The sequence below is a fragment of the Glutamicibacter sp. NPDC055354 genome, assembly GCF_053644955.1.
This window is the reverse complement of record NZ_JBSHMB010000003.1, coordinates 202,618-222,160: the sequence shown is the minus strand read 5'-3', so window position 1 is coordinate 222,160 and position 19,543 is coordinate 202,618. Positions and strand designations below refer to the sequence as shown.

The 19,543-nt window shown below is 63.2% G+C and carries 20 protein-coding genes; 13 read left to right on the top strand and 7 right to left on the bottom strand.

What is annotated here, in order from left to right:
- Nucleotides 1–15 precede the first annotated feature (15 nt).
- Nucleotides 16–456, top strand: a complete 441-nt coding sequence (locus ACWICV_RS14280) for an SRPBCC family protein (RefSeq protein WP_166650752.1) — start codon at nucleotides 16–18, stop codon at nucleotides 454–456.
- Here ACWICV_RS14280 and ACWICV_RS14275 read toward each other — a convergent pair.
- Nucleotides 453–842 carry a nuclear transport factor 2 family protein gene (locus ACWICV_RS14275; protein WP_454091184.1) on the bottom strand — a complete coding sequence of 130 codons (390 nt, stop codon included), beginning with the start codon at nucleotides 840–842 and terminating at the stop codon, nucleotides 453–455. The genes ACWICV_RS14280 and ACWICV_RS14275 overlap by 4 nt on opposite strands.
- A 29-nt stretch (nucleotides 843–871) precedes the next feature.
- Nucleotides 872–1,636: an SDR family oxidoreductase gene (locus ACWICV_RS14270; RefSeq protein ID WP_454091185.1), complete on the bottom strand. Its 765-nt coding sequence runs from the start codon at nucleotides 1,634–1,636 to the stop codon at nucleotides 872–874.
- 199 nt (nucleotides 1,637–1,835) lie between these two features.
- On the opposite strand from ACWICV_RS14270, the gene ACWICV_RS14265 reads away from it, so the two are divergent.
- Together ACWICV_RS14265 and ACWICV_RS14260 are read left to right on the top strand one after the other, a co-directional pair.
- Nucleotides 1,836–2,852 carry an AEC family transporter gene (locus ACWICV_RS14265; protein ID WP_454091186.1) on the top strand — a complete coding sequence of 339 codons (1,017 nt, stop codon included), beginning with the start codon at nucleotides 1,836–1,838 and terminating at the stop codon, nucleotides 2,850–2,852.
- A 106-nt stretch (nucleotides 2,853–2,958) separates the two neighbouring features.
- Nucleotides 2,959–3,294 (top strand): cupin domain-containing protein, encoded by a 336-nt coding sequence (locus tag ACWICV_RS14260; RefSeq protein WP_133833835.1) that lies wholly within the window; start codon nucleotides 2,959–2,961, stop codon nucleotides 3,292–3,294.
- Between the two features lie 67 nt (nucleotides 3,295–3,361).
- Here the strand turns inward: ACWICV_RS14260 and ACWICV_RS14255 are convergent, their stop codons facing one another.
- Nucleotides 3,362–5,635, bottom strand: a complete 2,274-nt coding sequence (locus ACWICV_RS14255) for an ABC transporter permease (RefSeq protein WP_454091187.1) — start codon at nucleotides 5,633–5,635, stop codon at nucleotides 3,362–3,364.
- 170 nt (nucleotides 5,636–5,805) lie between these two features.
- On the opposite strand from ACWICV_RS14255, the gene ACWICV_RS14250 reads away from it, so the two are divergent.
- A complete protein-coding gene (locus tag ACWICV_RS14250) occupies nucleotides 5,806–6,462 on the top strand; it encodes a TetR/AcrR family transcriptional regulator (protein WP_454091188.1) in 657 nt (218 codons plus the stop codon).
- Between the two features lie 97 nt (nucleotides 6,463–6,559).
- Here ACWICV_RS14250 and ACWICV_RS14245 read toward each other — a convergent pair whose 3' ends face one another.
- A complete protein-coding gene (locus ACWICV_RS14245) occupies nucleotides 6,560–6,754 on the bottom strand; it encodes a hypothetical protein (protein WP_133833838.1) in 195 nt (64 codons plus the stop codon).
- 322 nt (nucleotides 6,755–7,076) lie between these two features.
- On the opposite strand from ACWICV_RS14245, the gene uraD reads away from it, so the two are divergent.
- The 7 genes from uraD (at nucleotide 7,077) to ACWICV_RS14210 (ending at nucleotide 13,862) form a co-directional block, all read left to right on the top strand.
- Nucleotides 7,077–7,571: a 2-oxo-4-hydroxy-4-carboxy-5-ureidoimidazoline decarboxylase gene (gene uraD, locus ACWICV_RS14240; RefSeq protein WP_454091189.1), complete on the top strand. Its 495-nt coding sequence runs from the start codon at nucleotides 7,077–7,079 to the stop codon at nucleotides 7,569–7,571.
- A 67-nt stretch (nucleotides 7,572–7,638) separates the two neighbouring features.
- The gene (gene uraH, locus ACWICV_RS14235) at nucleotides 7,639–7,995 is read left to right on the top strand and encodes a hydroxyisourate hydrolase (RefSeq protein ID WP_105656558.1); all 357 of its coding nucleotides are present in this window, start codon (nucleotides 7,639–7,641) and stop codon (nucleotides 7,993–7,995) included.
- Between the two features lie 4 nt (nucleotides 7,996–7,999).
- Nucleotides 8,000–8,923 (top strand): factor-independent urate hydroxylase, encoded by a 924-nt coding sequence (pucL, locus tag ACWICV_RS14230; RefSeq protein WP_105656557.1) that lies wholly within the window; start codon nucleotides 8,000–8,002, stop codon nucleotides 8,921–8,923.
- 75 nt (nucleotides 8,924–8,998) lie between these two features.
- Nucleotides 8,999–10,534 carry a nucleobase:cation symporter-2 family protein gene (locus ACWICV_RS14225; RefSeq protein WP_454091190.1) on the top strand — a complete coding sequence of 512 codons (1,536 nt, stop codon included), beginning with the start codon at nucleotides 8,999–9,001 and terminating at the stop codon, nucleotides 10,532–10,534.
- A 295-nt stretch (nucleotides 10,535–10,829) separates the two neighbouring features.
- Complete coding sequence (locus ACWICV_RS14220) at nucleotides 10,830–11,792, top strand: ROK family protein (protein ID WP_454091191.1); 963 nt, start codon at nucleotides 10,830–10,832, stop codon at nucleotides 11,790–11,792.
- A 67-nt stretch (nucleotides 11,793–11,859) separates the two neighbouring features.
- Entirely contained in the window at nucleotides 11,860–13,071 is a 1,212-nt protein-coding gene (locus ACWICV_RS14215; protein ID WP_454091192.1) for an MFS transporter, read from the top strand.
- A 185-nt stretch (nucleotides 13,072–13,256) separates the two neighbouring features.
- On the top strand, nucleotides 13,257–13,862 hold the full coding sequence (locus tag ACWICV_RS14210) for a malonic semialdehyde reductase (protein ID WP_402471971.1): 606 nt from the start codon (nucleotides 13,257–13,259) through the stop codon (nucleotides 13,860–13,862).
- Nucleotides 13,863–13,950: 88 nt separating this feature from the next.
- Here the strand turns inward: ACWICV_RS14210 and ACWICV_RS14205 are convergent, their stop codons facing one another.
- From ACWICV_RS14205 to ACWICV_RS14195, 3 genes are all read right to left on the bottom strand, one after another.
- Nucleotides 13,951–14,967 carry a sugar phosphate isomerase/epimerase family protein gene (locus tag ACWICV_RS14205; RefSeq protein WP_402471969.1) on the bottom strand — a complete coding sequence of 339 codons (1,017 nt, stop codon included), beginning with the start codon at nucleotides 14,965–14,967 and terminating at the stop codon, nucleotides 13,951–13,953.
- On the bottom strand, nucleotides 14,964–16,136 hold the full coding sequence (locus tag ACWICV_RS14200; protein ID WP_400289770.1) for a Gfo/Idh/MocA family protein: 1,173 nt from the start codon (nucleotides 16,134–16,136) through the stop codon (nucleotides 14,964–14,966). The genes ACWICV_RS14205 and ACWICV_RS14200 overlap by 4 nt, the downstream gene beginning before the upstream one ends.
- Nucleotides 16,137–16,254: 118 nt before the next feature.
- Nucleotides 16,255–17,262, bottom strand: a complete 1,008-nt coding sequence (locus ACWICV_RS14195; RefSeq protein WP_400289771.1) for a LacI family DNA-binding transcriptional regulator — start codon at nucleotides 17,260–17,262, stop codon at nucleotides 16,255–16,257.
- 338 nt (nucleotides 17,263–17,600) lie between these two features.
- Between ACWICV_RS14195 and iolC the strand changes: the two genes are divergently transcribed.
- Together iolC and ACWICV_RS14185 are read left to right on the top strand one after the other, a co-directional pair.
- Entirely contained in the window at nucleotides 17,601–18,593 is a 993-nt protein-coding gene (gene iolC, locus ACWICV_RS14190; RefSeq protein ID WP_105656549.1) for a 5-dehydro-2-deoxygluconokinase, read from the top strand.
- A 2-nt stretch (nucleotides 18,594–18,595) separates the two neighbouring features.
- Entirely contained in the window at nucleotides 18,596–19,525 is a 930-nt protein-coding gene (locus ACWICV_RS14185; protein WP_105656548.1) for a Cgl0159 family (beta/alpha)8-fold protein, read from the top strand.
- Nucleotides 19,526–19,543 lie beyond the last annotated feature (18 nt).

The window sequence follows — 19,543 nt, the reverse complement described above, 5'->3', positions numbered from 1 at the left end:
GAACTTATGGAATCGATGACTGAGCTTGTAGTCGCCCGACAGTTTTCCGCACCGAAGAACGCCGTTTGGGCTGCCTTCGTCGAGCCGGAAATCATCGCCCAGTGGTGGGGCCCAGATGGCTGGCTTGTCGAGGAAGATTCCGTCGTATTCGAAGCCAAGGTCGGCGGCCGGCATGAGCTGAACATGGTGCAGGCTGATAACCCGGATGCCAAGGTGCCGCTCAAGGCGGTGCTGACGTCCTTCGACGAGTACGAGTGCTTGGTCAGTGCCGACGGCCCGCACGAAATGACCTTGGACCTCGTGATCGAAACCCGCATCGAATTCAAGGAATTCGCCGGGCAGACCATGCTGACGCTGACCCAAACCCCATTGCCCTACGAGGTTATCGAGTCCAGCACCAAGGCATGGAATTCCGCTTTTGCGAAGCTCGAAGCGCTGCTGGCGGAATTCTTCTAGGCCTTTTGCCCGGCAGGGGAAGAACCAGCAAAGTAGCTGCGAGCGGCTACCAGCTTCGCGGTCTTGCCGGCCGAGGCAAAACGCAGCACGTGGCTGAAAGGCGTTTCCTTGCCGCCACTGGCCAAGACCCCATCGGCGCTTCCTTCCTTGCCATGGGTGAGGATGCTCAGGAATTGCAATCTGGTGGCCTCGGGGAGAGCTTGGGCCCACTGCTCCACCGCATCGCGCCCACGGAGAATCTGCTCACCCGGGAACTCCCACACCACATCATCGGCGAGCCACTGGCGCAGTTCTGGCAGGTTCTTGCCGTGCAGTGCAACCAGAAGCCCCATGATGATCTGATGGCGCGGAGCATTGCCGCACGTAGCCGGAGAATCTACTTGCAAGCCAGTGCCTCCCTCCCGTTGCCCGCGGCCTAGCCTCGCCCGATGTAGGGCATGCCGCCAGCGGTGATGGTGAATTGGTTGATGGACGTACCGAGCGGAACCCCGGCGATGTACGCAACGGCTTCAGCGGCTTGGGCCAGCGGGAATGTCGGCTCGACGAGCCGCTGGCCGCCCGGTTGCAAGGCACCCTGGGTGGCACCGAAATCATCGAGCAGGTCACTGGCGGTGTTGCCGATATCGAGCTGCGTGGCCCTGATCCGGTGCTCCCGTCCATCAAGTTCTAGGCATTTGGTCAGGCCGGCGATGCCGTGCTTGGTGACGGTATAGGCAACGGAGTTCACGCGCGGAACCTGCGCTGAAATCGATCCATTGTTGATAATGCGTCCCCCGCCGTTGGCCTTGAAATGGGCAAAGGCCGCGCGGGCCGCGTTGATGGCCCCGGTGAGGTTGATCCGGCAAACCTCATCCCACTGGGCCGGACTCAGCTCATCGATGGCTGCCGAGGGACCGAAAATTCCGGCATTATTAAACAGTGCATTGACCTTGCCGAAACGTTGCGCCGCTTCGGCAAACAGGTGTTCCACAGCCTGCGGATCACTAACATCCGTGGGGACCACCAAGGCGGAACCGTGGCCTTGCGCCGTCTCATGCAGGTTAGCCGCGGTGCGCCCGGCGAGCACCACATTCCATCCCTGCCCCAGCAGCAGGCGGGCGGTGGCGCGGCCTATGCCTGATCCTGCGCCGGTGATGGCAATCGTGCGCGGGGCATGCGGGATTCCAAGTGAGTGGGACATCAATTCTCCTTGCGGAAAGCTCAACAGTATTGGGACGAGGCGCGTGGTATCATCCTAGGAATTTGCGCCGCCAAACCCCAGTTTTCGCCTGCATGTTGCGAAGCGCCCCCGAGCGCATTTCCCGGATCAGCCTGGAAAGCAACTAACCTTGAAGTGCTCGGTCCCCGCAACCCCGGCCGAACATCTCCTAAGGAGGCTTGTGTTCCTCGACGTGCTCTATGGTGTGCTGCCGCTGTTCTTCGTCATGCTCATCGGCTACGGCGCCAGCCATGCACCCAAATTCCCGGCCAGCGTGGAACCGGCACTGAATGTGTTCGTCTTCTATGTCGCCTTGCCGGCGCTGCTCTACAAGGTGGTAGCCCGCGCGGATATCAGCGAAGGCGTGCCGCTCGCATTCCTGTGGATCAGCATCGTCTCCGCGCTGCTTTTCGCCCTGCTCAGCTGGTTGGCTTTCCGCTATCTGCTGCGCGCAAACCGGGCACGGGCGCTCGCCGGCATGCTGACCGCCAGCTTCGGCAACGTGTCGTACTTGGGAATCCCGATTATCCTCGGCGTCATGGGCACCGACGCCGGGTTCGCCGCGGGCATGGGGCAACTGGTCCACAACATCATCTTCATGGTCGGATTCCCCATCCTTGCCCAAATTCTTTTGCCTAACGGCAAAGGAGGCCAGCATCCGGCAAGCGCAGCGCGCATCGCCCGGACCATCCGCAATGCCCTGGTTTACAGCCCGGTCACCTGGGCCATGGTCCTTGGCGGCACGGTGGCAATCCTCGGTGTGCCCGTGCCGCGGCCGGTGGACGACACCGTCGACCTGATATCCGCCGCGGCCGCCCCGGGTGCGCTCTTCGTCATCGGCATGTCGCTGAAGCGGACCATTGACCGTTCGCGTGCAAGGAAGCATGCACCGGTTGCTCCGGATGGCTCTGCGGCTGGCGGCAGCTGGGCGAGAACCTCCATCGCGGCCATGGTGCTGGGCAAACTCGTGGCGATGCCATCGCTGACGGTGGCAATGCTGCTTGTTTTCGCCCCGGATCTGGATCGCATCTGGTTCAATGCCGCGGTGCTCATGGCGGCCATGCCGGTCAGCGCAACCGCCTACATCATGGCCCAGAACGACACCGGGGATGGCGAGCCGACCGCGGTGGCCATCGTGATCACCTGCGTCCTGTCGGTCATTGCCTTGCCGGTGCTGGCTCAATTGGTACTGAAGTAGTCCCCGCGCTTTCCTTGACCTTTGCCCCGGTGCGGGGACAGTCTTGTAGCAGCACAGGCCAATCGGCCCGGAGTATCCAGCCCGAGAGATGAGATGCAGGGATTTGATGAAGAAGTTTTCGCTGGCCGCCATCGCCCGGACCCAGCTGAGGGAAGCCGCGGATGCAACCAATGGCCGAGCTGCCAGCACGGTTTTCGGCGGACATGAGCACACCCTGCGCCAAACCGTCATCGGTCTCACGGCCGGCACCGAGCTTCAAGAACATGTGAATCCCGGCGAAGCGACACTGCTGGTCCTCCAAGGCAGGGTCACCGTTTCGTCCATGGGCAACCAGTGGGAGGGGCGCAGCCAGGATCTCATTGTGCTCCCCGAGGGGAGGCTGAAAATCAGCGCCACGCAGGATTCCAGCGTGCTGCTTACCGTAGCCAAGATCGATCGCTAGGGGACAGCGAAATGCGGGCCAGTTCACATCCATGAACCGGCCCGCATCCGCAGGGGAGAAGGACTGATTAGACGCTGACCGCGTCCTTCTCCCGGTCTCCAGTGCCGCTTTCGCCGGCCGCGGCTTCGGCGTCTGCCAAGTCCCCGGCTTCGGCGTCGATGGCGTCGGCGGATGCCGCGGCTTCGCTCGCCTTGGCTTCAAGCGCCCGGCCTTGCAGCGCGGCCAGCTCCTCGGCGGAAACCGGGTGGCTGGAGGTCTGCACCGGCTTGAGCTGGTCGATGACCATGGTCACGGCCAGGCAGGCCAAGGCCCAAATGGCCAGGACCACCAGGTGGGAACCGAGCCCGACCCCGTCGAAGTAGACGATCGCGCGGATGGCTTCAACGGCAGCCGGCATCGGCAGGATGTCGTGCAGGATGGTGAAGATGCGCGGTTCCATGTAGATGGACAGCCCGCCATTGGAGGCCGGGACGCCCAGGAACATCACGATCAGCATGGTCGGGACCAGGCAGACCATGCCCAGCAGGCGGTTGAATACCGTGGTGAGCATGGCCACCGCGAAAATCGCGAGCATGCCGACGCTGAACAGCTGCCCGAAGTGGCCCTCCACTGCCCCGGTGAACGGGCCGGCGATCAGGCAGAGCACGGCGGACATGAAGGCCGAGTACACGGCCACCAGCGGGACCAGTTTCTGCAGCGGGGCCATGTGCGGTGCCGCGGTGGCGCCGACCATGATGACCATGAAGCCTGCCATCACCCAGCCCATGCCCAGGTACATGGCCACGGTGCCCATATTGTCGTGTTCCGGAAGCGGGGCCAGCTCCTGGTGGTCCACGTCCATCTGCTGCCCTTGGCCGATCTGCGTGAACACCTGGACCAGCAGCTGCGATGCGGCGTTGCCGGAAGCCTGGGCGGTATAGACGGCAGCTTCCGGGCTCTGCTCCGAAGGCAGCACGAAGGCCCCTGTCAGCTCCTGGGACTCGACCAGGTACCGGGCGTCAGCGGCAGTGTCCATGGCGGTTAACTCGAACATGCCCTCCATGGATTCGTTCAGCGAATCCACGGTCTGCTGGGCCTGCTCCACGGAGGAGCCCACGACGGCTACCGGCATGTCGCGTGGCACCGGGGTCTGCATGGCGCCGAGCATCGAGCTGAGCATGATGGCGATCATGCCGAAGGGCAGCGCGGCCAAGGTGATGTAGCGCCACGCCTTGTTCTTGGGGCGCGGGCCGCCATGCAGGGAAGCGACATTGATCTGGGTGGGGATATCGCTCTTGCCCTTGGCGATGCGCAGGGCATCGAGCAGGGCGACCAGCAGCAGCGCCGCGACGGCACCGCCGGCGAGAATCAGGATATGCCGGGCCGCTCCGTCGCCGTTGAAGTACAGCACCGAGCGCATGGCTTCGCCCAGGGCCGGCATCGGCAGGAACTGGTGCAGGAACGGGAAGATCTTCGGCAGGGTGTAGACCGACATGCCCATATTGGAGGCCGGCTGGCCCAGCACCATGAACAGGAACATTCCGGGGATGACGGCCATGGCGCCGAATATGCGGGTCAGCAGCAGCTGCCCGGCGCCCACGGCGAAGACGCCCAAGGCCAGGGTCGACCACGCGGGCAGGATGCTCGCGGCAGGAATGACGCCCAGGATCGGGCCGCCGACGAGGATGCCCAGCCCGGAGAGCAGGATCGACCATCCGCCCAGCAGCGGCAGCGCGCGGCGGCGCTTGAGCAGTTCCGGGGAGTTCGAGAAGGCCATCGACCAAGGCATGTAGCCGGCAGTGATCATCGCGGTGGCCAGCAGCATGGCGCCCATGCCCATGGAGTCGTTCTCCGGAAGCGGCACCAGATCCTGGGAAGCCAGTTCCAGCGACTGCTCCATGATGACCGGCGTGAGCACGGCCGTGATGGCCGAGGTGGCTGACATGCCGGCGCCGCTGGCGGTGTACAGCGTGGCCGTATCGCCATCGAGGTCCACCGCAGCGGTGACTTCGCGGTCGTAGACCAGCTCGCGGGCTTCGCGGGCCGAGTCCACGATGCGCAGGTCCACGGCCTCAGCATTGCTGTCCTCCAGCGCCCGGGCAAAGTCACCGGCCGCTGCGCTGCTGGTGGCCGAAATGGCCACCGGCATGTTCGCGGCTGACTGGTGGTGCATGGCTCCCAGGTAGCCCCAGATCATCATGCCCACGATCATCAATGGCATGATGAAGACTGCGACAGTCCTGCCGATCTTTTCGGCCTTGGCGCGTTTGGCGGCCGCTTCCTGCTCGGAAAGAGGCTGCTTCTCGTGCTTGGCCCTGCGGGAGGGCGGCGGGTTTTCAGTGACTGCGGCGTCGTTGCTCAACTGCGCATGCTCCTTGGATTCTCGGTCTGCAGCGGGGTGCGAGGCAACCCGCCAAGGTCTTTAGTTGAATACTGACAACTAATTTACGCCACGTGGCGTAAAATTGTCAGCAACTGTGCCGAGGTTCACTTCCTGGACGCCGGGACGAGATGATGCGAGGAAAGGCGGGAATGGTGAGCCGACACGGCGATAAGGCGCGGGAGGTCTTGCTCGATGCGGCAGAAGAGCTCTTCGCGAGCCACGGCATAGACGCCGTATCGAATCGGAAAATTGCCGAGCATGCCGGTACTGCCAACCATTCGGCGATCAAATACCATTTCGGGAGCCGCGAGGACCTGTTGCAGGCCATGCTCCAGCGGGCACTGGGCGACATGCGCAGCTGCCGCAACCGCCTGCCATCCCTTGCTGGCGGACCGGAGGCGAGCCTGCGCGAGGTGGTCACCGTGCGGACCCTTCCCTGGATCTATTCCTTTGACGCGCTGCCGCGGCCCTCCTGGCGGGCGCAATTCCTCTACCAGGCACGGCTGCATCCAGGACTGCCGGCGATTGTGGGCGACAGCCTGCGCAACGAGGTGCTGAGCGTGGCGGGCCCAGGACGTGCTCGCAAGGAATTCGAGGGCATTCCGGAGGTCGTGGTCAGGTCGCGTGCGCTGATTCTCGGTCCGATGTTCCTGGGGCTGTGCGCGCAGTACGAGCGCACGGTCAATGAAGGCAAGCAGCGGGGCAACTGGGAGTCGCTGGGCTACTTCCTGGTCGATTCCATGGTCGGCATGCTGGCGGCGCCAAGCACCGCTGCGGCCGACTTCATGGGATTCGGCGAGGACTAGCCGGGCTGGCGCGAGGCGCTGCAGCCGGAATTAAAAAACGCAGAGGCCAGGTCCCGACGCCTCAGGGGTTGGCCTCTGCGTGGTCTTCAGGGGACGCCTAGCGTCCCGGGTGCTGGCCGAACAGGCGGCTCCACAGCGAGGGGGCCTCACGGGTGATCCGCGGCTGGCGGGCAATATCCGGATCCAGGTTCTCGATGGGCTGGAACAGTCCGGTGCGCAAGGCGTCGGTGGTGGCAATGAGGCGCTGGTCCTCCGGTGTGCAGTTGATCTTGCTTGGGTTGATAGCGGTCATTGCGACCCTCCTTCGTGATTTCACATTTCCATAATATGGAAATTATCTTCTGTGTTGTGAAACCATTATGTGGGCTAGGTCGGAGCGTTTGCAATAGCTGGGCGCAAAATTATCTATCCACAATATGGAAACCGGCAAAAAGTCACACTTGTTAAAGTTTTTCCAGCTTTCGCTTGACTGCGACGCTGTGAGGTGGATTACAGTGGTCACACAAGGTTCCACGAAACCAGCATCGAGTCGAAGCCGAAGTCTCCTTCGGTGGTAAGGGTGTTCAGCCAAGGTCCGTGGAAAGAACGACCGTTTGAAAAGAGCTGATCACCCGATGCGTTTAGACGTATTCAACCAATTGCCCGCAGCCGAGGCCGCTGATTTCCTGCGCCCCTGCGTCGATGTCGACCGCTGGATCGATGCCCTTGTTTCCGCCCGTCCTTTCAGCAGCTTCGATGCGCTTTCCAGCTTTGCGCTCCAGGGCGTCGCTCCCTTCAGCCGCGAGGAAATTGCCGCCGCCCTGGCCCACCATCCGCGCATCGGCGAACAGGCGCAGGGAAGCAGCAAGGAAGCGGACCTCTCCCGCGGCGAACAGGCAGGCCTGGACCTTGATGACGATGTCGCCGGCCGCCTGGCAGCAGCCAACCGGGCCTATGAGCAGCGCTTCAACAGGGTATTCCTCATCCGCGCCGCCGGCCGCAGCACCGAAGAGATCCTTGCCGAATGCGAACGCCGGCTGGCCAACGCAGAACAGGCCGAACTGCTTGAAGTAGCCGAGCAGCTGCGCCAGATTGCGCTGCTGCGGCTGGAGAACTCGGTGGACAACTAAGCCCATGCCCGGGGCGAACCCCTGCGCATTTATCGATACCAATCCCTCCGACAGCCAGGAGATGAACATGGCAGATGGAAATGGCGAACGCAGCCACATCACCACCCACATACTCGACACCGGGACCGGGAGGCCTGCCTCCGGTGTCAAGGCCACGCTGGAAGCCAAGACGGCATCCGGCTGGCAAGAAATCGGCTCGGGTTCCACGGATGCCGATGGCCGCATCAAGAACCTCGGACCGATACAGGTTGAAGCCGGCCGCTACCGGATTTCCTTTGAAACCGGCGGCTACTTCGGGAAGCAGGGAACGGAAAGCTTCTTCCCCGCGGTAAGCATCGATTTCTTCGTCAACGACGTCGACGAGCACTACCACGTACCTCTTCTTATCAGCCCGTTTGCATATTCCACGTACCGAGGGAGTTAGAACAATGACTACCGAAATCACCGCCCCAGCAGATACCAAGATCGTGCTGGGCTCCAACCAGTACGGCAAGGCCGAAGTCCGCCTGGTCAAGATCACCCGCGACACCGTGCGCCACCAGATCCAGGACCTGAACGTCACCAGCCAGCTGCACGGCGACTTCACCGCCGCGCACCAGGACGGCGACAACGGCCGCGTCGTCGCCACTGACACTCAGAAGAACACCGTCTATGGCCTGGCCCGCAACGGCGTGGGCGCCATCGAGGAGTTCCTGGTGCAGCTGGGAAACCACTTCACTGGCGAATTCGAGTGGATCACCGGCGGCCGCTGGGCAGCCCAGCAGTTCTTCTGGGACCGCATCAACGACCATGACCACGCCTTCTCGCAGAACAAGTCCGAAGTGCGCACCGCCGTGCTGGAAATCGACGCCGAAGGCAAGAAGTCCATCGTTGCCGGCCTGGAGGACCTCACCGTCCTGAAGTCCACGGGCAGCGAGTTCCACGGTTTCCCGGTGGACAAGTACACGACCCTGAAGGAAACCACCGACCGCATCCTGGCCACCGACGTGACTGCGCGCTGGCGCTACACCGGCCAGGCCATCGCCCAGGGCATCGACTTCGACGCGGTCTACACCTCGGTGCGCCACCTGCTGCTGACCCGCTTCGCCGACACCCACTCGTACGCGTTGCAGCAGACCATGTTCCAGATGGGGCAGGCAGTGCTCGAAGCGCATCCGGAAATCGCCGAAATCAAGATGTCCCTGCCTAACAAGCACCACTTCCTGGTTGACCTGGAAGTCTTCGGCCAAGACAACCCCAATGAGGTCTTCTTCGCCGCGGATCGCCCATACGGCCTGATCGAAGCGACGATCACCCGCGAAGGCACCGAGGCGAATCACCCCATCTGGGCCAATATTCCGGCATTTATCTAACTGAACGGCGTTGAAGGTGGGCCGGCGCTGGCACGCCGGCACACCTTTGGCAGCGACTGACGTAGGAGGTCAGCCTTGAGCGCTACACAAGATGAATCTATCAAAGGCAATCGTCCCGAGGACGCGAAGCTCCCTCTGGGGAAGTCCTTTGCCTATGGCCTGCAGCATGTCCTGACGATGTACGGCGGCATTATCGCCCCGCCGCTGATCATCGGAAACGCTGCCGGCTTGGCCCCGGACGAGGTGGGCCTGCTGGTCGCCTGCTGCCTGTTTGTCGGCGGGCTGGCCACCATCCTGCAAACCGTGGGCATCCCGTTCTTCGGGGCGCAGCTGCCGCTGGTCCAGGGCACGTCCTTCGCATCCGTGGCTACCATGGTGGCCATCGTCAACGGGGGAGGCGGAATCCAGGCGGTCTTCGGGGCCGTGCTCGTCGCAGCGCTGATCGGCTTCCTCATAGCGCCGTTCTTCGCCCGCATTGTCAGGTACTTCCCGCCGGTGGTCACCGGCGTGGTCATTACGATGATCGGCATCTCGCTGACCCCGGTCGCGGCCAACTGGGCCATGGGCGGGGACGCCAAGGCCGATGACTACGGGTCGCTGGGCAACATCGGCCTGGCCGCCGGAACACTGCTGGTGGTCCTGCTGCTGTCCAAGGTCGGCAATGCGGCGATTTCCCGCATGTCGATCCTGCTGGCCATCGTGCTGGGCACCGTCGCCGCAGCGCTGCTGGGCATGGCCGATTTCTCGCAGGTCGGGCACGGCGCGATCTTCGCCTTCCCGCAGCCACTGGCCTTCGGCATGCCGGTCTTCGAAATCGGCGGCATCATCTCGATGACCATCGTGGTGCTGGTGATCCTCACCGAAACCACCGCAGACATCCTCGCTGTGGGCGAGATCGCCGGATCGAAGGTGGATTCCAAGCGCATTGCCGACGGCCTGCGTGCCGACATGGCCTCTTCCGCAGTGGCGCCGATTTTCAATACCTTCACCCAGTCGGCCTTTGCGCAGAATGTCGGCCTGGTGGCCATCACGGGAATCACCAGCCGCTTCGTTGTCGCGGCCGGTGGCGGCATCCTCGTCGTGCTCGGCCTGCTGCCGATCCTCGGACGAGTGGTCGCTGCCATCCCGACTCCGGTGCTCGGCGGCGCAGGCATCGTGCTCTTCGGCACCGTCGCCGCTTCCGGGATCCGGACCCTGTCCAAGGTGAAGTACGACGGCATGAACCTGGTGATCGTCGCGGCATCGATTGCCTTTGGCTGCATCCCGATTGTGAAGCCGGACTTCTACGCTGGATTCCCCACGTGGTTCGAGACGATCTTCCATTCCGGGATTTCCTCGGCGGCCGTGATGGCCGTGCTGCTGAACCTGCTGTTCAACGAACTCAAGTTCGGGAATACAAAGGATGCATCGGTCTTCTCGGCGGCTCCGCCACGCATGGTCAAGACCGAGGAGATCTGCGGATTGCTCGATGGCGACCACTACGTGGGCGGCAAGCTCATCGACAAGGAAGGCTACGAAATTCCGGTGGTCACGCCCGATGAATTCGAGCAGATCCAGACCGGAGCCATCCAGATGCCTGTACCCAGGCCTGCCGAGACATCAGGGCACTGAGGAATCGGCCCCATCCGAACCCGACGCCGAGGAATTGCTCGATGACGAGAAGTAGCAGCTAGCGCGAAATGCTCGCAAACTCCGGTTTGCGGGCATTTTGCGCGAGCTCGAGCAGTTGCACTTCACAGCGCGAACAGCCAGGGAGCACCGCCGGACGAGTTTTCCGGGCACCTGGCGCAGGGCTGGCCCAAATGCTGGACTTCGTTGGATGTTCCGTGCAGGCACCGGACCAGTCCCGGGCTCCTGCGCGGCAGCGGGAGCATCGGCGTTTTGCGAGGGTCTAAGCTAGATGACTGTGAGTTCAGCAAATCTTTCCATCGGCGTTGACATCGGTGGCACCAAAATCCTTGCAGCCCTTGTGGATCAAGAGGGGAACGCCTTCGGGCAAATCCGCCGCGAGACACCTGACCATGACGTGGCGGGGACCGAACGTGCCCTGGCTGAGATGATCCGTGAGCTCTCGAAGGGCAACGAAGGTCTTCCGGTGGGCATTGGAGCCGCGGGATGGATGGACCGCAAGGGGCAGAAAGTGCTGTTCAGCCCCCACCTGTCTTGGCGCAATGAACCGGTGCGCGACCGTCTGATGCAGCTGGTAGGACATGAAGTGACCCTGGTCAACGACGCTGATGCGGCCGGCTGGGCCGAGCATCGTTTTGGCGCGGGCCGGGGCGAAAGCGACATGGTGTGCCTGACCCTCGGAACGGGGATCGGCGGGGCGGTCATCCTCGGAGGGCAAATCCACCGTGGCAAGTCCGGGATTGCTGGCGAATTCGGGCACCAGGTGATCGTTCCCGGCGGCCATCGGTGCGCCTGCGGAAACCGCGGTTGCTGGGAGCAGTACGCCTCTGGCAATGCCCTGGGCCGGGAAGGAGCCGAACTTGTGCGCAGCAAATCACCGGTGGCCTTCCGCCTGCGCGAGGCCGTGGGCGATGATCCGGACGCCGTTACCGGGGCGGAGGTAACTCGACTTGCCGCAGAGGGCGACCCGGCGTGCGCCGACCTCATTGCGGATATGGGCGAATGGCTCGGGTTGGGCATTTCGAATCTGGTCTCGGTTCTGGATCCGGGGACCATCGTTATCGGCGGCGGCTTGGGCGCGGCGTCGATGCAACTGGTGGCCACCGCGGAGGAGACTTACCGCCGCACCCTCTCCGGCAGGGGCTACCGTCCCTTTGCGAAGATCAGCCAAGCCGAATTGGGTCCGGTGGCAGGCCTGATCGGGGCTGCTGATTTGGCGAGGTTCAATCAACAGCAATAAACATTGACAGGACATTAGGTCTTATCTAGGCTCAGGTTGTTATTCAACACGAGAGCGAGGTTCCGGCATGGTCCTGCCAGAGAAGCCGCCGCAGACCCGTGGCTGGCCGCTAGCAGTCGTTTTGGGAACCTACGCGGTCGCCATGTGCGGTACCACCATGCCAACCGCGCTGTATCCAATGCTCCAGGATGAATACGGCCTGAGCACCGCCGCCTCGACCCAGCTTTTTGCGATATACGCGCTTGTGGTGCTCACGGTGCTGTGCATCTTCGGTTCCCTCTCTGACGCCATTGGCCGCAAGCCCGTCATGATTCTCGGGTTGCTCTCCTCGGCCGCCAGCGGGATGCTTTATGCCGTGGCCACCGACGCGCCCATGCTGTTCATTGCCCGGGCCCTGTCCGGGGTGTGCGCCGGCTTGGTCACCGGAACGGCCACAGCCTATTTGGCGGATCTGGTCTCCAACTCCGGACGCGGTGCCGCCATTTCCAGCCTGGCGAATATGGCGGGACTAGGCAGCGGTCCGGCCTTGGCGGCATTTCTGACTTTCTTCTTCCCGGCTACCCCCATGATCGCTTTCAGCGTGCACGCGGTGCTTTCGGGCCTGTGCATCGTGCTGCTGACCATGATCCCCGACAGTGTTGCGCACCGCCGGGGCGGGTGGAAACTCAGCCTTCCGCTGGTGCCGCGTTTGGCACGACGGGACTTCTGCGTGGGCGGACTGATGACCCTGGGTTTTGCGGTCATGGGCGGCTGTACAGCCATGACGTCCATCCTGGTGGTCCGTGCCTTTGGGATTACCGACCTGCGCCTGCTGGGGCTCATCGGTTCGCTGATTTTCGCCGCCACTGCCGTGGGACAGAAAGCGGGCGGGAAGCTGGTCAGCGAAAAAGTGCAGCTGGGCTATGCCGGGCTGGCGGTGGGCGCGGTGCTGATAGCTATTGCCCCGAGGTTGGGCGGGGGCCTGGCGGTCACGGTGTACCTGGTTGGCCTAGTGGTTGCTGGACTGAGCCATGGTGCGCTGTTCCCGGTGGGACTGGGCATCGTACTGCGGCGCATCGAGCTGCGGCATCGAGGCAGCGCCAGCTCCGCCTTCTGGGTACTGGGCTACGCCCTGACCGCACTTGGGGCGCTGGGGCTGGGCTGGGTAGGGCAGATCAGCGGCGAATCGATGGCAGTGACCTGCTTCGGCGCAATCATCGCACTGTGCGCAATCGGGTGCGCCAGGCTTCATCGCCGCTGGGACGATTCTGCAAACTCGCGAATCCCTGCCGGACCCTAGGCCTGCGTGCGGCGGGCATTGCTGGCAACACAGCCGAGCTCCAGTGGGCCCCGGTCTGCGTGTGGCAGAGAACACGTGGTTTGCCGGAATGAGGCGCAGCCGATCCTCGTTGGGCATTGATAGAGGAAAACCGTATCCGGCAATGGCCCGAACCAGTGGCCTCGGACAGATCTGAAAGGCAATCAATGACAGTTGCATCCCAGGAAATCCAGGCCGACACAGCAACGCTCAACGCCATTTTTGGCGAGGCACGCACCGCTAACGCGTTCACCGGAGAGGTTACCGAGGAGCAGGCCCAGGAAATCTACGAACTGGCCAAGTTCGGTCCAACCGCGTTCAATTCCCAGCCGCTGCGCGTCACCTACGTGCGGTCGGACGAAGCCCGCGCCACCCTGGTCGACGCGCTCTCCAACGGCAATAAAGCCAAGACCGCAGCAGCTCCGCTGGTAGCGATCCTCAGCTATGACACGGCATGGCACGAACAGTGGGACAACTTCCTGCCCGGCTACAACGCGCCCAAGGCCATGTACGATGCTGATGCGGACTTCACCGCATCCACCGGCAACAACAACGCACACCTGCAGGCAGGCTACTTCATGCTCGCCGCGCGCAGCTTGGGCTTCGCGGTAGGTCCAATGACCGGCGCGGACTTCTCCGCCATCGACGCATCGTTCTTCCCGGAAGGCGAGCAGAAGAGCTTCCTGGTCGTGAATATCGGCCAGCCAGCCGAGAGCGAGATCGGCTCGCCAAAAGCACGCTTCGACTACGAAGCAGTTGTCCGCACCGTCTAGGTGCATCGAGTACTTCGAAAACGGCATGCGCCAGAAGCCCGGAATTCACACGGTGAATTCCGGGCTTCTGCACGCCAGCGGGAGGATCCTAGGAGGTTGCGGCCAATGAAGCTTGCAGGGCTGCGTCGGCCTCAATGAGTACCTTGGCGGCGACTTCCAGGCCCTCAACGGCACCTAGCTCGGTGTCCTCGTGTTCGATGTTCACCATCATTTCCGGATCCACCTCGTGCAATGCGCGCAAGAACTCGGTCCAGAATGCGGCGCCATGTCCCTTGCCCAAAGCCACGAAGTCCCAGGCTGAATTCTTCGGCCACTCGTTCGCCCATTCATCCCCGCCGAGGTTGGTGCGTGGTTCGTCTTCGCCCAGTTTGCGGAAGCTGTTATCCAATACGCCCTGGATGGCCGCATTCGGATTGACGCGCACATCCTTGGCTGCTGCGTGGAAGACCCATGGGCCCAGGTCGCGGACAACGGCCACCGGATCCATCTGCTGCCAGAAGAGGTGCGAAGCATCCAGTTCAACTCCGATGTTGCTGGTACCGGCCCGCTTCAACAGCTCTCGAAAGCTTGCAGGGTTGAAGACCAGGTTCTGCGGGTGCAGCTCCAGAGCGACCTTGACTCCGTGTTCGACAGCCAGCTCATCGATTTCTTTCCAGAATTCCGCGGCAATCCCGAATTGATAGTCCAGCTGGTCCAGAGCTGCCGAATTCCAGGCATTGACTACCCAATTCGGGGTCGAAGCATTGGGGTCTCCAGCGGGCAGACCGGACATGGTGACCACGCGGGTCTGGCCTAGGCGCGCGGCCAGCTTGATGGAGCGGCGAATGTCCTCGGCGTGCTTCTGGCCGATTTCGCGATTGGGGTGCAACGGGTTGCCGTTGCAGTTCAGCCCATAGATTTCCACGCCGGTGCCTTCGAATTGGGCGAGGAAAGCATCGCGAGCGATGTCCGATTCCAGGATTTCATCGATGTTCGGCACGTGCACTGGGGGCAAGAAGCCACCGGTATTCAACTCGATGCCGGTCAGTCCCTGGGCGGCAATGACCTCCAGGGCTTCGGCCAGCGGGCGGTTGTGGAGGATTGCGTTGTAGACTCCGAGTTTCACAGTGAAACCTTCTTTCCGTCATTGGCAGCGGACTGCACGACCGCCTGGAGGACCTGCATATTGTGCACGCCCTCGTCGAATGTTGCGTTGATGGGAAGTGCATTGCCCAGGCCGCAGACCTCGTCGAGGAAGGCGCGCGCCTGGTAGCCGAAGGCATCATTCTGGCCGAAGCCGACACCTGGCGCATCCATGGGCAGTCCGCCACTGAGGTAGGCGTGTTCCGAGCCGAGATTCACCGTGCGGTAGCCATTGGTTGCCGAAGGCCCCTCGGTGAGCATGATTTCGATTTCCGCTGGACGCAGCTGGCTGAAGCGTGCGGCGCCCTTCTCGCAAAAGACCTCGAAGGTCAGCGTATTGGGGTGGCCGGCTGCCACGCGGGAAACTTCCAGGCTGCCTGCGGCCCCGGCTAACTGTACGTTGAACGCCGCGTAGTCGTCGTTTTCTACCGGCTCGGACGTGTCGCTCAGTTCCACGAGATCGTGGCCGGTGACGGCGCCGGCTGGCAGGAAGCGTTCGGTGATGCTGGTGCTCAGCTGGCCGCCGCTGACCGAAAGAATCTCGCCGGCCAGGAATTCGGCAACGTAGGCCAGGTGGCTTCCCACATCGGCCAGTGCGCCCGAGCCTGGCTGGCCCTTGAAGCGCCAGCTCATCGGGGCCTGCGGGTTGTGGCCGTAGTCGGTCCAGTAGCGTCCGGAGAAATGCAGCACCTTGCCCAGGGTGCCATCGGCGATCAGGTTCTGGATCGTGGCGATGCCCGGGGTGCGGCGGAAGGTGAAGCCAACGCGGGCCACGGAGTCGGCGTTGCGGGCCGCGGTGGCCATCGCTTCAGCTTCTTGAAGGGTGTCAGCCAGCGGCTTTTCGCACAAAACGTGCTTGCCGGCAGCCAGCAGGCCCTCGACGGCTTCACGGTGGAAACGGTTGGCAATAACTACCGAGACCACGTCGATATCTGGATCTGCGGCCACCTCTTGCCAGGAGCCGAGCGCCTTTTCGTAGCCGTAGCGCTTGGCGACCTTGGCCGCGAGCTCGGTGTTCACATCAGCCACGGCAACATAGCGAAGCGGCGGCAAGTCGGAGCTGTAGAGGGTGGGTGCTGTGCGGTACCCAGCGATGTGGGACAGCCCGGCCATGCCGGCGCCAATGACGGCAATGCCGATGGTTTTTGTCATGGAATTCTCCTGGATGAAAGCTGTTCATGGAATATTTTGGAGCGCTCCAAAAGAGTCTAGAACCTATTTCAGATCGCGGTCAAGGGGTCTGCAGGAGAAGGTTTGGAAGCGGAAGGAATCAGGGCCGGCGTGGTGCCGCGCAGGTGCCGCGCTCGATGAGCAGTGGCTCCATCAGCACGCGCTGGGCTTCGCGTTCGGGATTGGCGAGCCGGGAGAGCACCTGCTGGGCCACGTGCAATCCAAGCTCGTGGTTGCGGCTATCCACGGTTGTCAGGCGCAGCAGGTGGGTGCCGGATAGCGGCGAGTTGTCATAGCCGATGATTGACAAATCCCCAGGTGTCGACAGGCCGGCTTCCCGGGCGGCTGCCATGGCTCCCATGGCCATTGAGTCGTTGCCGGCCAAGATGGCCGTTGTTTCCGGGGCTTCGCCCAAAAGCTGCCGTGCGCACTGGTAGCCGGTGTCTTCGGTGGTCAGTTCGCTGACCGAAACGATGCGCTCTTCGAGTCCCGCGGCCTTCATTGCCTCCTGGTACCCGGCCAGGCGCAGCATCGAGGCTCCGCCGCCACCGGCGATGTGGCCAATATTCCGGTGGCCCAGCGAAACCAGGTACTCGATGGCTTGGCGTGCCCCGAGCCTGTCGTCACTGGAAGAAATGTCCGCGCCGCGAACCTGGGTGGCGCGATTGCCGGCCACAATGACCGGAACCTGCGCGGAAAAGCGCATGGCAGGAGTCGGTTCGGTGGCCAGTACCAAAGCCTCTACCCGGGTGCTGAGGAATCCATCGAGCGGGTCCGACCCGACGTGGGCGTTGAGCGCCCGGTCGGAAACTGCGATGCGCAATCCTGCGCTGGCCAGTCCTTCTTGGAGCCCGCGAAGAAGTTCCACGAACCAGACGTTGGTGTAGTCGTCGATGACCACGCCGACCGTCTGGCTCGTGCCGCCGGCAAGTGCTGTGGCGGCCTGGCTGGGACGGTAATCCAGTTCCTTGATGGCGGCCAGTACTGCCGCGCGACGTGCTTCCGAGACGCTGGGGGAGCCGCGCAGCACCAGGGACACCAGCGACTTGGAAACACCTGCGGCCTGGGCAACGTCGTAGATGGTCGCTCGACGGCGTTCTGCGGCCACAGTTCCTCCTGGGGTGTCGGTTGTTCTCGTTAAGAGCCTAGCGTTTTGCTCGAGCGCACGGCCGTGCGGGGGTGGATTCTGCTCGTCGAACTTCGCGGGCCACGCCATGAAGCCAAGACATGGCATGTGGAAATTTTTTTATTTTCAACGTCCGAAACAGATGGAATACCCCGGAATTCCGCGGATTTGTCCACACAATGTTACTCATGTTGTAAATATGTCAGTACAAACCTTTGACAGTGCCGAATTCATGGTGCAAAGTATTTCTTGTGGCACCGTTCACATCTTCGGCAGTTGGCCGATCCCTGAACTTCTGACTCGAAAGGACGTCGATCTGCGTGACTTACGACGTACTCACCCTCGGACGCATCAGCGTCGATGTGTATCCGAATGACATCGGCGTTTCCCTCGCGGATGTGAACACATTCAGCAAGTACCTCGGCGGCTCCGCCACCAACGTCGCCGTGGCGGCAGCCCGGCACGGCCGAGCAGCCGGTGTGATCACCAAAATCGGCGACGACGACTTCGGCACATTCCTGGAACGCGAATTGGACCGCTTCGGCGTGGACCGCACCCAGGTAGCCCGCGACGCCACGTTGCAGACGCCAGTCACCTTCTGCGCCATCATGCCGCCGGACGACTTCCCGCTGTACTTCTACGGACGCTTCCCGATGGCGCCGGACTGGAACATCGACAGCAGCGACATCGACCTCCAAGCCGTCAAGGACTCCAGGATCTTCTGGAGCACCGTCACCGGCTTGAGCCGCGAGCCTTCGCGCACCGCGCAATTGGCGGCCTATGCCGCCCGCCCAGCAGATTCCCTGGCCCAGGGGCAGTTCACCATTCTGGATTTGGACTACCGCCCGATGTTCTGGGACTCCGTGGAACAGGCCCGCGAACAGGTAGCGCGTGCCCTGCCATCGGCCACCGTGGCCATCGGCAACGACACCGAATGCTCGGTAGCCGTCGGCGAAGGCACCCCGGATGAGCAGGCCGACCGCCTGCTGGAGGCCGGAGTGCAGATTGCCGTGGTCAAGCTCGGCCCCGAAGGGGTCATGGCCAAAACCCGCACCGAGCGCGTGGTTTCCGCGCCGGTCCCGGTGCAGACCGCTAACGGACTGGGTGCCGGAGATTCCTTCGGCGGCGCCTTCTGCCACGGACTGCTCTCCGGCTGGCCGCTGGAACAGGTGCTTGACTACGCCAATGCCGCCGGAGCCATTGTGGCCTCGAAGGTTGCCTGCTCCGACGCCATGCCGGACCCGGAAGAAGTCAATGCCCTGCTGGCCGAGCGCGGCCGCACCGTCCCCGACTCCCAGAAAGACCTGGTCTAGAAATGAAACAGGCATCAGAGCTGCCAGTGGACCGGGAAGACCCGCGCCGCTACGAATCCATCACCCGCCAGCGGCTGGAAGACCCGGCCTCGGTGCAGCGCGCCGCTTCGCTGCGCCGGAAGCACGCCGGCCCGGTGCTGGGACGGCAGAACTTCATCATCGCCGCCGACCACCCGGCCCGCGGCGCCCTGTCCGTGGGCAAGCGCGCCACGGCCATGGCCGACCGCCGCCAGCTGCTGGACCGGCTGCAGATCGCCTTGCAGAACCCCGCCTGCGACGGGGTGCTGGCCTCGCCCGATATCCTCGATGACCTGCTGCTGCTGGGCGCGCTGGAAGGCAAGCTGGTCTTCGGATCGATGAACCGCGGCGGGCTCACCGGCTTGGTCAACGAGATCGACGACCGCTTTACCGGGCACAGCGCGGCCGCCCTGGCTGCCCTGGGCGCCGACGGCGGCAAGATGCTCACCCGGATCAGCTACGAGGATCCGGACACCGTGAAAACCCTGGCCGCTACCGCCGACGCCGTGTCGGATCTGGCCCGGCACCAGCTGGTGGCGATGGTCGAGCCGTTCATCTCCAAGCGGGCCGAGGGCAAGGTAGTCAACGACCTGCGCCCGGAGGCAGTGATCAAGTCCATGGGCATCGCCTCGGGACTGGGCGAAACCAGCGCCTACACCTGGCTGAAGATTCCCGTGGTCCAAGAGATGGAACGGGTCATGGCCGCGACCACCCTGCCCACGGTCCTGCTCGGCGGGGATCCATCGGGCAGTCCCGACGAGGTCTTCGCCTCGTGGCAGGCGGCGCTGGCCCTGCCTTCGGTGCAGGGGCTGACCGTAGGCCGGACCCTGCTGTATCCCGAGGACGGGGATGTGGCCGCCGCCGTGGCAACCGCCGCATCGCTACTGGACACCACCGCAACCGTACGCAGCTGAGAAGGACGAAGCTCGATG

What these genes read in the sequence shown, in the direction of transcription:
- ACWICV_RS14185 (WP_105656548.1), top strand. Translation starts at nt 18,596, where the DNA reads ATGAAACAGGCATCAGAGCTGCCAGTGGACCGGGAAGACCCGCGCCGC.
- pucL (WP_105656557.1), top strand. Translation starts at nt 8,000, where the DNA reads ATGACTACCGAAATCACCGCCCCAGCAGATACCAAGATCGTGCTGGGC.
- ACWICV_RS14260 (WP_133833835.1), top strand. Translation starts at nt 2,959, where the DNA reads ATGAAGAAGTTTTCGCTGGCCGCCATCGCCCGGACCCAGCTGAGGGAA.
- ACWICV_RS14200 (WP_400289770.1), bottom strand. Translation starts at nt 16,136, where the DNA reads ATGACAAAAACCATCGGCATTGCCGTCATTGGCGCCGGCATGGCCGGG.
- ACWICV_RS14210 (WP_402471971.1), top strand. Translation starts at nt 13,257, where the DNA reads ATGACAGTTGCATCCCAGGAAATCCAGGCCGACACAGCAACGCTCAAC.
- ACWICV_RS14215 (WP_454091192.1), top strand. Translation starts at nt 11,860, where the DNA reads ATGGTCCTGCCAGAGAAGCCGCCGCAGACCCGTGGCTGGCCGCTAGCA.
- ACWICV_RS14250 (WP_454091188.1), top strand. Translation starts at nt 5,806, where the DNA reads ATGGTGAGCCGACACGGCGATAAGGCGCGGGAGGTCTTGCTCGATGCG.
- uraH (WP_105656558.1), top strand. Translation starts at nt 7,639, where the DNA reads ATGGCAGATGGAAATGGCGAACGCAGCCACATCACCACCCACATACTC.
- ACWICV_RS14270 (WP_454091185.1), bottom strand. Translation starts at nt 1,636, where the DNA reads ATGTCCCACTCACTTGGAATCCCGCATGCCCCGCGCACGATTGCCATC.
- ACWICV_RS14245 (WP_133833838.1), bottom strand. Translation starts at nt 6,754, where the DNA reads ATGACCGCTATCAACCCAAGCAAGATCAACTGCACACCGGAGGACCAG.
- uraD (WP_454091189.1), top strand. Translation starts at nt 7,077, where the DNA reads ATGCGTTTAGACGTATTCAACCAATTGCCCGCAGCCGAGGCCGCTGAT.
- ACWICV_RS14280 (WP_166650752.1), top strand. Translation starts at nt 16, where the DNA reads ATGACTGAGCTTGTAGTCGCCCGACAGTTTTCCGCACCGAAGAACGCC.